At 35.4% G+C, this 10,888-nt stretch carries 23 protein-coding genes and 1 pseudogene; 21 read left to right on the forward strand and 3 right to left on the reverse strand.

What is annotated here, in order from left to right; all coding sequences use genetic code 11:
• Positions 1-175: 175 nt before the first annotated feature.
• Genes K8P03_RS00330 through K8P03_RS00340 form a run of 3 tightly spaced genes read right to left on the reverse strand, consistent with a single transcriptional unit; the run spans position 176 to position 2,248 of the window.
• On the reverse strand, positions 176-874 hold the full coding sequence (locus K8P03_RS00330; RefSeq protein WP_223417520.1) for a hypothetical protein: 699 nt from the start codon (positions 872-874) through the stop codon (positions 176-178).
• Between the two features lie 39 nt (positions 875-913).
• On the reverse strand, positions 914-1,582 hold the full coding sequence (locus tag K8P03_RS00335) for a hypothetical protein (protein ID WP_223417521.1): 669 nt from the start codon (positions 1,580-1,582) through the stop codon (positions 914-916).
• A gap of 18 nt (positions 1,583-1,600) precedes the next feature.
• Positions 1,601-2,248, reverse strand: a complete 648-nt coding sequence (locus K8P03_RS00340) for a LexA family protein (protein ID WP_223417522.1) — start codon at positions 2,246-2,248, stop codon at positions 1,601-1,603.
• A gap of 155 nt (positions 2,249-2,403) precedes the next feature.
• On the opposite strand from K8P03_RS00340, the gene K8P03_RS00345 reads away from it, so the two are divergent.
• From K8P03_RS00345 to K8P03_RS00445, 21 genes and pseudogenes are all read left to right on the forward strand, one after another.
• The gene (locus K8P03_RS00345; protein WP_223417523.1) at positions 2,404-2,622 is read left to right on the forward strand and encodes a helix-turn-helix transcriptional regulator; all 219 of its coding nucleotides are present in this window, start codon (positions 2,404-2,406) and stop codon (positions 2,620-2,622) included.
• A gap of 52 nt (positions 2,623-2,674) precedes the next feature.
• Complete coding sequence (locus K8P03_RS00350; protein ID WP_223417524.1) at positions 2,675-2,896, forward strand: hypothetical protein; 222 nt, start codon at positions 2,675-2,677, stop codon at positions 2,894-2,896.
• Positions 2,897-2,906: 10 nt separating this feature from the next.
• Positions 2,907-3,164: a hypothetical protein gene (locus K8P03_RS00355; protein WP_223417525.1), complete on the forward strand. Its 258-nt coding sequence runs from the start codon at positions 2,907-2,909 to the stop codon at positions 3,162-3,164.
• 88 nt (positions 3,165-3,252) lie between these two features.
• A complete protein-coding gene (locus K8P03_RS00360) occupies positions 3,253-3,516 on the forward strand; it encodes a hypothetical protein (RefSeq protein ID WP_223417527.1) in 264 nt (87 codons plus the stop codon).
• A complete protein-coding gene (locus tag K8P03_RS00365) occupies positions 3,506-3,691 on the forward strand; it encodes a hypothetical protein (protein ID WP_223417529.1) in 186 nt (61 codons plus the stop codon). The genes K8P03_RS00360 and K8P03_RS00365 overlap by 11 nt, the downstream gene beginning before the upstream one ends.
• Complete coding sequence (locus K8P03_RS00370) at positions 3,688-3,924, forward strand: hypothetical protein (RefSeq protein ID WP_223417531.1); 237 nt, start codon at positions 3,688-3,690, stop codon at positions 3,922-3,924. Before K8P03_RS00365 ends, K8P03_RS00370 begins: the two co-directional genes overlap by 4 nt.
• On the forward strand, positions 3,921-4,184 hold the full coding sequence (locus K8P03_RS00375) for a hypothetical protein (protein WP_223417533.1): 264 nt from the start codon (positions 3,921-3,923) through the stop codon (positions 4,182-4,184). Before K8P03_RS00370 ends, K8P03_RS00375 begins: the two co-directional genes overlap by 4 nt.
• Positions 4,181-5,116, forward strand: coding sequence for a YqaJ viral recombinase family nuclease (locus K8P03_RS00380; RefSeq protein WP_223417535.1), 936 nt, complete (start codon positions 4,181-4,183; stop codon positions 5,114-5,116). The genes K8P03_RS00375 and K8P03_RS00380 overlap by 4 nt, the downstream gene beginning before the upstream one ends.
• Positions 5,109-5,405, forward strand: coding sequence for a hypothetical protein (locus tag K8P03_RS00385; RefSeq protein WP_223417537.1), 297 nt, complete (start codon positions 5,109-5,111; stop codon positions 5,403-5,405). Before K8P03_RS00380 ends, K8P03_RS00385 begins: the two co-directional genes overlap by 8 nt.
• Positions 5,398-5,637 (forward strand): hypothetical protein, encoded by a 240-nt coding sequence (locus K8P03_RS00390; RefSeq protein WP_223417538.1) that lies wholly within the window; start codon positions 5,398-5,400, stop codon positions 5,635-5,637. The genes K8P03_RS00385 and K8P03_RS00390 overlap by 8 nt, the downstream gene beginning before the upstream one ends.
• 11 nt (positions 5,638-5,648) lie before the next feature.
• A complete protein-coding gene (locus K8P03_RS00395) occupies positions 5,649-6,572 on the forward strand; it encodes a recombinase RecT (RefSeq protein ID WP_223417539.1) in 924 nt (307 codons plus the stop codon).
• Positions 6,573-7,334, forward strand: coding sequence for a phage replisome organizer N-terminal domain-containing protein (locus K8P03_RS00400; protein ID WP_223417540.1), 762 nt, complete (start codon positions 6,573-6,575; stop codon positions 7,332-7,334).
• Positions 7,324-7,545, forward strand: coding sequence for a hypothetical protein (locus K8P03_RS00405; RefSeq protein WP_223417541.1), 222 nt, complete (start codon positions 7,324-7,326; stop codon positions 7,543-7,545). Before K8P03_RS00400 ends, K8P03_RS00405 begins: the two co-directional genes overlap by 11 nt.
• Positions 7,538-8,000, forward strand: a pseudogene (locus tag K8P03_RS00410) (single-stranded DNA-binding protein). Before K8P03_RS00405 ends, K8P03_RS00410 begins: the two are co-directional and overlap by 8 nt.
• A 15-nt stretch (positions 8,001-8,015) precedes the next feature.
• The gene (locus tag K8P03_RS00415; RefSeq protein WP_223417543.1) at positions 8,016-8,177 is read left to right on the forward strand and encodes a hypothetical protein; all 162 of its coding nucleotides are present in this window, start codon (positions 8,016-8,018) and stop codon (positions 8,175-8,177) included.
• The gene (locus K8P03_RS00420; protein ID WP_223417545.1) at positions 8,177-8,356 is read left to right on the forward strand and encodes a hypothetical protein; all 180 of its coding nucleotides are present in this window, start codon (positions 8,177-8,179) and stop codon (positions 8,354-8,356) included. The genes K8P03_RS00415 and K8P03_RS00420 overlap by 1 nt, the downstream gene beginning before the upstream one ends.
• Positions 8,357-8,567: 211 nt before the next feature.
• Positions 8,568-8,732: a RusA family crossover junction endodeoxyribonuclease gene (locus K8P03_RS11250; RefSeq protein WP_223417548.1), complete on the forward strand. Its 165-nt coding sequence runs from the start codon at positions 8,568-8,570 to the stop codon at positions 8,730-8,732.
• Positions 8,729-8,890: a hypothetical protein gene (locus K8P03_RS00430; protein ID WP_223417550.1), complete on the forward strand. Its 162-nt coding sequence runs from the start codon at positions 8,729-8,731 to the stop codon at positions 8,888-8,890. The genes K8P03_RS11250 and K8P03_RS00430 overlap by 4 nt, the downstream gene beginning before the upstream one ends.
• Positions 8,891-9,116: 226 nt before the next feature.
• Positions 9,117-9,335, forward strand: a complete 219-nt coding sequence (locus K8P03_RS00435; protein WP_223417551.1) for a DUF3310 domain-containing protein — start codon at positions 9,117-9,119, stop codon at positions 9,333-9,335.
• 741 nt (positions 9,336-10,076) lie between these two features.
• Complete coding sequence (locus tag K8P03_RS00440) at positions 10,077-10,241, forward strand: hypothetical protein (protein WP_223417552.1); 165 nt, start codon at positions 10,077-10,079, stop codon at positions 10,239-10,241.
• Between the two features lie 165 nt (positions 10,242-10,406).
• Positions 10,407-10,805: a hypothetical protein gene (locus K8P03_RS00445; RefSeq protein ID WP_223417553.1), complete on the forward strand. Its 399-nt coding sequence runs from the start codon at positions 10,407-10,409 to the stop codon at positions 10,803-10,805.
• Positions 10,806-10,888: the final 83 nt, after the last annotated feature.

Here is a 10,888-nt window from a genome sequence, read left to right on the forward strand (position 1 = left end):
ATGTTTTACCCGGGTTTTACCGTTGGTTGTGGTATGGTAATTGTGTACGATTCCTGCCCTTTATTGGGCGGGGATTTTTTATTGTCTTTTAGTGTCTGATTGTTTAAATTTGCAGACCTTAAGTGTCCATTACTCGGGCTTTTTTTAGCCCTATGGATTAGCATAGGGCTGGGTACTATTTAAGTTCTTCTGCTGTTACTTGATTGCCTTTATCATTAAAGGTAAATTTGATTTTTATTCCCTCTGCTATGTTTGCAAAGTTTTCATCGCTTGCATCAGCAACGTGCCAAGTAATCTCTTTGACATCTTTTGCGTTCTTTGGATAGTATAAGTTAACGCCTTCTTTTTCCACTTTGCCGAGCATTTCTCCACCGCCTTCTTGGCCAGCAAATAGGTCTGGGTCGATTTGTTCTTTGGTGTCGGTTGTGATAGGGGATTGGCCTACGTAGAATTGTATGTTTTTATCTTCGGTGTTTTCTACAGAGTATCCTATTGTTATAACGTCTACTGGTTGGTCGGTGTCATAGTAGGCTTTTAATTCATCGTTAAACTCTGTCATTCTTCCTGTTAATACGCCATATATTGTAAGATTTACTGGACCTATTTTGTATGTTTGATCAACTCTGCCAGCCTTTATTATTTCGATGGTGTTTCCTTCGTTTTTATATGTTTTTCCAGCATAGGAGTAGATGTCATCTTCATTCTCTTTTTGGACTTCTTCTTTTACTTCCTCAGCTTCTTTGGTTTCTTCCTTTGTTTCTTCTTTTGCGACTTCTTCTTGCTTGACTTCCTCTTTAGATTCTTTTGGTTTTTGATCTCCTCCACAAGCTGTTAGGGTCAAGGCTAGGGCCATTAGTGTGATTATTTTTTTCATAATTTCCTCCTATAATTTTTTATATATTAAGCCTTGCGGCTAAATATTAACATTTAATTTTAGTAAATAAGTGTTCTTATGTTTTTCTCTTGTTATTATTTTGTTGTTAACCATCTCTTTTATAATTGTCCCTATTTCTTGAGGTGTACAATAATTTATTTCGTGTTTTAAGTCTTTTTGTAAATAAGTTTCGTTTATTTTAAGTATTTCAATTATATCTAGGACAGCCTGATTAGCGTCTAGAAAATTTTGCATATATTTTAATATTGTTTCTTTGAATGAAAAACAATCGTTTTTAGAATTATGACAAAATTCCCACATATCCTGGAAATATATTTTCCCACCATCTCCATTGGCGTAACAAAATTTTTTAAATTCATCATAAGCTGCGAGGTTGGATTTTAATTTGTTGTAATCAGCTTTATCTGAAATGTATATTCTATTTTCGTAGTCTTGAATTATTGAATGATTTTTTTTGTGAAATTCACTTTCTAACTTTTTTTCGTGGTCAGTCCTATGAAATTTCGGATTATTGCTATTTTTTCTTTCGTCTATTGCTTTATCGGCTGAGATTTCACAAAAATCTTCCCAGTCCGACCCCTCAAGCCTTTCTCCACTTTTTATCCTTTTTAAATATTCCTGGTATTTTGTTTCTTTATCTATCGGAGTCTTTTCGGCCGATTTAAATAGCTTTTTTATTATTCCCATAATTACCTTCTAATGAATTTATAGCGTTACTGAGTATTGGACTACTTTTCCTATAATCTTTATGTTATCTTTTATATCAAAGATTGTGTCGTAGTAGTTTGGATTGGTTGAGGCTGGTCTGAATATAAGTTTATTGCCATCCCTGTAAAAGTATTTGACAGCATATTCTCCGTCTTGGGTTGCATATACCACTATGTCGCCATTTTTTAGGTCGTAGATGGTATCATAGCCGATTATCCCGATTACTGAGTCATTAGGGATTATCTTATTCATTGATTCACCATTTACCTTTAAAAAGAAAAGATTTTTGCTTCCTGCATAGTTGCCTGTTAGTTCATCTGGAATTTGGATTTTTGGGAGGTTTTCCATACCGCTTATAGTTGTCGGACTGCCTGCTGATACATAATTATCTATGTAGGGGTAGGTGTGGACTGATACGGATCGGGCTATAAATTCTAAATTTTCCCTCGGCTCTCCAGTTAATTCTGAAATTGATATATTGTATATTTCTGACAATTCTTTCAATTTGGAGTATGGGGGAGTATTTCTACCTTGTTCATACATACCATAGGCGGATGTGGTGATTTTTAATTTTGGAGCAATTGTTTCCTGAGTATATCCGTTCAATTTTCTGTAATGTTTTAGATTTTCAGTGAGTTTTGTCATTTAATTAACCCTCCTTTTACTAGTATTTTACAATTTTAAATAGTATAATACCACTACTTAAAATGGTATTTTCAAATAAAACTATTTAAAATAATAAAGAAATAGTTGACGAATACCATTTTAAATGGTAATATATTATTAGATACAGAAATGAGGTGATTGATATAAATAATAAAATCAAAATTTACAGGGCTATAAAAAATGTTAGCCAACAAGAGTTGGCAGATGCGATAGGAGTTAGTCAACAAACAATTGGAAGGATAGAAAAGCTAGGAACTACTAATTTAATGACGGCACAAAAAATAGCTAATTATTTTGGGGTAAGAATCGAAGATATTTTTTTAAATAAAAATACCACTTTAAATGTTAATTAGTCCGAGATTATTTTTTTAAAATAACATTTAAAATGTCAGGAGGTGCTTATAGGTGGAGAAAAGATTGGTTAAGAATGAAGGAGTTAAGGAAGCGGCAAAGATACTTGGTGTTACTGAGTATGCTATTGTTTGCGGTCTTAAGGCTGATAAGTATAGCTTCGGGGCTACTTTTGTTGGCAAGGGTAGTGATCAGATGATTTATGTTGATATGTTTAGCCTTAAGTTGGTTGAAGAAGGAAAGATTTCACCTTTTAAAGGTGGATGGGTTTTATAAGGAGGATTGAATGCAAGTTTTTAAGATACCGAGAAAAGAAAGAATTGAGTTGATGAATAGTAGGAAAAAAGACCTTGATTTTTTAGATAAGATTAAGCGTAGGGAATTAGAAGGAGCTATTAAATTTAGGCTTACCGAGAAAATCTTGGTTACCCTTATAAGTCTGATGTGGCTGGGTTTAGGGATTGGAGGTTTTACTCCTATGTGTGAGATTTTGTGCATACCTTTTGCGATTATCACACTTTTTGGCGGGTTGTGGATTATATAAAGAAAAAAGGCCTAGCCGAAGCTAAGCCAATTTAAAAAATAACTATAAGAATATTATACCAATTTTGGAAGAAAAGAAAAGGTGGAATATGAAAACTAGGGAATTTATGCAGCTTGAGGACAAAGAGAAAGAGAAGAAGTTTTATTTAGAGCATAAGTATCGAAGGTCTGTCGGTGGCAAATCGCTATATTTTACTATATACATTTCCCACGATTTGCTGCTTGTAAAATCTCGAATTGTTAGCGAAAATCTCAAACAGAAATTTACTCTTAAAGAAATTGAAGAGATTAAAGAAAAATACGATACTGATTTAGCTGACTTTGAGTTAGTGGAGATTGAAAATGAAGGCTAAAGATCAAGTCGATTTCTATGACTCTGTTAGGGTTATGGAAATTGATAGCTTAGAAAAGATTAGAGAAATTTTACTTAAAAAGAAGATGACTAACGATAACATCGCTAAGCTTAATTTGGTGGATGTTGCGATTGCTGAGAAGCATAGAAGAAAGGGATATATGGAGAAGTTATGAAAATAAAATTTGTGCAAGAAAAAGAGTTTGAAGTTGATATTGACTTGGAAGATGTTTACAAAAAGTTTGATGGAGATGTGCAGAAAGCGGTTGAAAGTGGCGATTATGAGCCAGTTTATGTTGGTAACAAAAATTTAGTAGTTTTTGATAGTGATCTATCACATAAAGATGTGCTTTTTAGAGATTGTCTTATAAAGGAAAAGCGTAGAGAAATGGAAAGGGCGAGAGCATGAGGATTAGTTTTGCACTTACTAAAGAATACGATGTTTGGATTGATATGGAGGAGATTGATAAAAAATACCTTGGTGATACTAAAGCAGCGGTTAAGGATAAGTTTAAGGAAGCGGAAGAGACTGACGTTTATTTAGATGATATTGAGATTTTAGAGGAGGAAAAGCACTTTCCAGATTTGATGTATCAAGCAAGTCAGGAAGCAGCGTATCAGGCAGAGAGAGACCTGCAAGAGAGCCAGTATTTGAGGGATTTGATATGAAGAAGATTGCTAATGTTGCTAAGTTAAGCCGTGAAGAATGGCTTGAGATGAGGACTAAGGGCCTGGGTGGGTCGGATGCTGCGGCCGCCTGTGGTCTTAATCCTTGGAAATCTAAGGCTAGCCTCTATCTTGAAAAGACGGGGCAAGTTGTAAAAGATTTTGATAGCGAAGTTATGAGGCAGGGCCGAGACCTTGAAGATTATGTTGCTAGGAGATTTACAGAGGCGACTGGTAAGAAGGTTAGAAGAAATAACTTCATGATGGCTAGCAAAAAACATCCGTTCCTGCTTGCTGATATTGATAGGGAAGTGGTCGGGGAAAATGCAATCCTTGAGTGTAAGACTACTAGCCCTTTTGCAAAAGATAAGTGGGATGATGGGCAAATCCCTATAAATTATGAATTACAATGTCACCATTACATGATGGTGACTGGGGCTGAAAAATGCTATATTGCTTGCCTTATCTTTTCTACTGATTTTATTATCAGGGAGATTGAGAGGGACGAAGAAGTAATTGAGATGTTGAAAGCCCAAGAGGTTGATTTTTGGGAAAATTACGTCCTAGCTGGTCAGATGCCAGCTCCTGATGGGTCGGCTGAGTATGATACGGCTCTTAAAGATAGGTTTAAGGGAGGTCTTGAAGATTCTATTGATCTAGATGTTGATGAGTTAGATTTCAAGTCCTATCTTGAGACCAAAGACCTTATAAAGGATTTGGAGACTAGGACAAAGGAGTTTGAACAAGAGATTAAGCTACAGTTAGGAGACCATGATTTTGGAGCGACAAAGTTTTTACAGGTTAGCTATAAGCCTTTTACTACTACTAGGATTGACACTAAGAGAATAAAAAAAGAGAGACCAGAGATTTTTGAGGAGTTTTCAAAAACTACAGAGTCTAGGAGATTTAATTTGAAGGAGATTGTAAATGAATAAAACAGATTCAAGAAATGGTATCAAGTTATTGCAAGAAATATTAAAGTTATCGATGCATGAGTTGATGGATGATGTGTGGGAAGCTGACGAAGAAGATTTGATGGAGCGTTTCGAGATGGTGTTGGCTACCCCAGATGATGAATATCGTCCTACATCTTTTAGTTTAATGCAAATAACGGGATTGATAGGGGCTGTCTTAATTGCGAAGCATAGGATAGATGAAAAAGAGTTGATGAAGATGTTGAAAGATAGCAATGCTTTATTTGTGAAGGAGATTATAAGTGAGTAAGAGAAACAAAAATTATGCAGATATTTTAAGTGATCTAACAAAAGATTATATCGAGACTTTAAAAAATGAAATCACTAGGCTGAGAGTTGAAAAGGCTCAGCTTATAAATAAACAACATGAGATTCTAGGACAGTTAGATTTAGCTAGAGATCAAAGGAATAAATATTATCAAATGACGGAAAAACTCGAGAAAAGAATATCAGAATTAGAAAAACAAGAAGAGGGATTTTAGGAGGATAAAACATGACTAATGCAAAACAAGCACTACAAAAAAAGAACGATTCTAGGACACCAGCACAAAGAAAGCAAGATACGGTTAGGGGACTTCTTAAGTCTATGGAGGGGGAGATTAAAAATGCCCTCCCTGCTTACTTACCAGTTGAAAAGTTTATAAGGACTGCACTTACTGCTATTAATTCTAATCCTAAACTTGCTAATTGTACACAAGAGTCTTTACTTGCTGCAATCATGAATTCAGCCCAGCTTGGTCTTGAATTTAATACACCATTAGGTGAGGCTTACCTCATCCCTTATGAAAATAAGAAAAAAAGGATTACTACAGTTAATTTTCAAATTGGTTATAGAGGTTTATTAAAATTAGCCTATAATACGGGGCAATTTAAGAGGATTACAGCCCGTGAGGTTAGGGAAAACGAAAAATTTGATTTCGATTATGGGACTGGTGAGATTACTCATAAGCCTTGCTTGACTGGCGATAGTGGGGATGTTATCGGCTACTATGCAATTTACCAGACCAAGGACGGCGGGCAGGATGTCTTTTATATGTCAAAGGACGATGCAAGAAATTATGGGATAAAGTTTTCAAAATCTTTTAATTATAGTGATAGCCCTTGGCAGACTAATTTTGATGCTATGGCTAAGAAGTCGGCTCTGATCCAAGTCCTTAAGTATGCACCTAAGGCTATTGAAAGTCAGGCTCTAGTACAGGCGACTAACTTTGATAATGCTAACTTTGAAAAGTCTAGGACTGTTGAAAGCGGTGAGAGGGTTTATCAGGTTGATTATGATCTTGAGCCTACTGAGGTGGTCGAGGTCGAGGAGAAAGAGGCTCCAGCTAATGTCGATAAGGAGACTGGCGAAGTTATCGAGGTGGATAAGCAATCTGGATTATTTGATGATGATTTTGAGCCTGTCAAGGAGGTCTAATTGGGTGATAATAAGAGGTATTATTGGTTAAAATTAAAGGATGACTTCTTTGATAGTCGAAAGATGAAGAAGCTTAGAAAGGTGGCTGGTGGTGATACTTACACCATCATCTACCTTAAGCTCCAGCTTTTAAGCATAAATAATGAGGGAGTTATTGAGTTTGAGGGGACTGACGAAGATATTTATCACCAGTTGGCCCTTGATATCGACGAAGAAATTGACGATATAAAAATGACTTTGGCTTTTTGTAATGCTAATGATCTAATTGAGTATGTGGATGATGATGTTTTTCTAAGTGAAGTGCCAGCCTTGATTGGGTCGGAAACGGCTTCAACTAGACGTTCAAGGAAGCATAGAAGAAAGCAGAAGGCGTTGCAATCGAACGGTCAAGCGTTGCAATGCAACACCAATGCAACAAAATGCAACACAGAGCAAGAGCAAGATATAGAGCAAGAGCAAGAGAGAAGAGAAAAGAGTAAGAGCAGCAGAGAAGAAGAATTGACTTATCGCTGCTACTGCCAATTTATTAAAAACAATTCAAATATTGATGATAGGGACTTATTTGATAAGGCCATAGAACAATATGGTTGGAGAAATGTCCTATATACCCTAGTTGTGATTAGGGATGAAAGAAAAGTTAAGGTTTCTAGTTTCAAGTATGTGCTTGAGATGTTAAGGGATGTTGAAAAATACGATGACTTCACTGTTAGCTATGTGGCTAATAGGGAGATTAACGAAATGGAGAAAAAGGATGAAGATTGATTTAACTAATGATGAAATAGGTGTCTTGACCGCTTTGATTTTTGAACATCTTAACACCATAGAAGTTGAAAGATGGTTTGAAGGAATGGACGAAGAAAAAAGGGAAAAAGCAAGGTACTCGTTTCGTAACATAAAGTCTAAGATTCTTGCGGCAAACTTTATGGTTATGGCAGACATAATTAAGAAAGAAAAGGAGGATGCTGATGAATAAGGTAATTTTAATTGGGAGACTTACAAGAGATCCAGAGCTAAGATATACACAAAGTAATCAGGCGGTTTGCACTTTTACCCTTGCGGTGGATAAAAAGTTGAGCAGGGAGAAGAGAGAGGAAGCAGAGGCAACGGGGAGACCTACTGCCGACTTCCCTAGGATTATTGTTTGGGGAAAAAATGGGTGAGAATGCATCTAGATACCTTTTAAGGGCAGTCAATGTGCTGTCGAGGGCAGGATTCAGACTGGGTCCTTACCAAGATAGCGAAAGTGGAAAGACAGTTTATACTACTGACATAGTTGCAGAGAATGTAGAATTTCTTTCCAGATTAAGTCAGGACGAGAGTAAAAGCAATTCGGGTGTAAATACTAACCGAGGTAATAAAAATCAATCTGACGGCTTTTTTGAGGATGATTTTAGCGAGATTCAGGATGATGGAAGGATACCATTTTGATGATAGGAGGATTGTATGAATTTAGTTGTAGGATTTGTGAGTGGAACAGAAAGAAAAATTGCTATTGATAGTTTTGAAGTGAGTGAAGAATTAGGATGCATAAAAGCCTATAAACATGACATTCAAATTGGGATGTTTTCTTTTAATCAGGTTTGTTATTGGTTTGTGGAGGAGTGATGAAGACTTTAGTAATTAGATTTATAAATGGCGGGGCCGATACTATTGAGATTGACCATTATGAAATGAATGAGCGTACTGGCTATTTAAAATTTATTAGATGTGATGATTCTAATAAATTTTCAAAGCTTGGGATTGTTAATATTAATCAGATAGCTTATTGGTGGGTGGAAAATTAGATGAAGTTAGTCTTATATGGCAATCCTGCGACTAAGAAAAATTCGATGCAGATTTTCAGAACTCTAGGACTGGGCAACCTTTTTTGACCCAGTCTAAGAGGTACAAGGAGTATGCGGGGGATTGCGGGAGGCAGATTACGGGAAGTATAAGAAAGCTATTGATTATCCGATTAATCTTAAGTGTGTGTATTTTAGGCAGACGAAACATCGTGTGGATCTAACTAATTTACTTGCTGCGACTTGCGATATACTAACCGATTATGGGGTGATTGCTGATGATAATTATAAGATTGTGGTTTCTCATGATGGGTCTAGGGTGGATTTTGATAAGGAAAGGCCAAGGGTCGAGATTGAGATTGAAAGGATTGAAGAATGACTGATGAATCTATAAATGAATTAATTAAGATTGTTTTAAAAAGTGCTGATTATGGAGATGATTGTGAGTTAGTAGATAACTATTTAAGCTATATTGGATTAGGAAAATTCCATATTCAAGAAAATTACGAAGTGGTGTCAAAGGGATTATTGATTTAATAAAAGATAATGCAAGTTTGAAGTATACGATTGATTATTTTGCAGGATTGTCTTAAAGAATATGAAGAATTTAATGACAAGATTATGGATGTTTAACGAGGTTGACCTTTTGACACGACGAGGAAAAAGAAAGAGTCAAGAAATTTATAGAAGATATATTTGAGGGAGAAGAAGATGACAGAAATTAGACAGATTATTATAAGAGTGGAGGACTGAAGCCTTTGATGTGATAGATGCCTTTGATCTTGATTTTAACCTTGGTAATGCTTTTAAGTATATTGCTAGGGCTGGGAAAAAAGATAACAAGGTGGAGGATTTGAGGAAGGCTATAACTTATCTTAATCGAGAGATTGAGAAAGAGGAAAAAGCCAGACCATTCTGTATGCCAGATGCTTTTGAGAAAGCGATTATGGATTATGGGAGACAGGAGATTTATGAGGATTGATGAGCTTAGAAAATTGCTAAAGAAAATGAATATGATATCGAAATAAGGTATCAGGCAGGCTGTGAGGAAATTGTTTTATTTCAAATCATTATGGATTATTAGGCAAGTGGCTGTTATAAACAACGAAGTCAAGAATATAATTTTTATATCAATGGTTCTTGTAGTGTAAATGATTTAAACGTGATTAAGGCATCGATTAAATATGCGGAAACAGACCCTGAGGATAGGGAGGAAGAGAAGAAGTTTATTTGAAACATAGGTATTTGAGGTCCACTAGCGGTAATATTTTATATTTTTCTATTTACATTGAGTATGATTTTTTCTATTTTAACATATAGAAGACATAGTAGTGAACCAAGCAACAATTTACCCTTAAAGAGATTGAAGAAATCAAGAAAAAGTTGATACTGATTTGAAAGATTTTGAGTTGGTGGAGGTTGAAGAATGACCTTAAAACCAACTAAAGAGTTAAGGAATATGAGAAATACGGGTTTAAAAAGTGCAAAGGTAGTTATGGCAAAAACGGCTGCTATTACTTATGTGTAGCTAAAGGTTGCAAAATGATTTTTCTAAGCCAAGCAATGATTGATATTATAGATTGGTCTGATAGTGATCCTAGAATCCACAAAAGACCGAATTGTAGATATAGCGATACGAGGACAGCTTTAGATATCGTTACAGGTCTTGCAATTAATGGAATGATTATCACGGAATAATTGTTATAGAACGGAAGGTTGAAGAATGAAAGTAAAAGATTTAATTAAAGAATTATCTTTATATGACGGTGAAGATGATGTTTTAGCTTATTTTTATGAGAAAGAAAGCGATGTAGAGTACGAGTGCGATTTTAAGGTTGACGGCGATGTAATCCCTTTATTGAATCTGGAAGAAATTAGGAGGTATTGAAAATGACTAGAAAAAGGATATTAACGACTGGCTATTGTGGCTGATGGTTTTTAGGATTTTTGTGGATTTTCATGATTTGCAGGTTGCGATTTTGTATTTTGTTATGGCAGTAGTTTTGTTTTTAGCAGAAAGAGGATTGGAGAGATACTTTGAGAGGAGCAAGGCATGAAAGTAAAAGATTTTTTAGATTGGTTTTCTGACTATGACCCAGAAAGCGAATTGAAATTTGAATTGTTTGAATTAAAAGACGAGTTAAGGCGATGTGGAGTAGTTGAGACCCCTTTAGATGCTATAGATGTTAATTATTCTGATAAAACTGATAGTGTTTTTGTAACCATGAAATGGGGGATTAAGATGAAAAAATGTAAGCTTGAATTAAACGATAAAGAAGTGACGGCTGATTTTTATGGTATATATCAGTATTCTAAAATCGTTGATTTGCAACCTATAAGAGGAAGGTTAGAAGAGGGAATTATTACACTTCCAGTAGCTGTGGTTGATTATGGTCGTGGTTTAGAATTGGTAGATGTAAGAGAAATTAAGGCGGTTAGTGTAGAAGTTTAAGGGATTTTTTAGGAGTGAATGGAATGAATTTTGAGGATTTAAAAGATAAGGTTTTAAAATGGCAGATGATAAGGATTTGCTCC

Origin of the sequence: Anaerococcus murdochii, assembly GCF_019957155.1 — a bacterium.
GTDB lineage: Bacteria > Bacillota > Clostridia > Tissierellales > Peptoniphilaceae > Anaerococcus > Anaerococcus murdochii.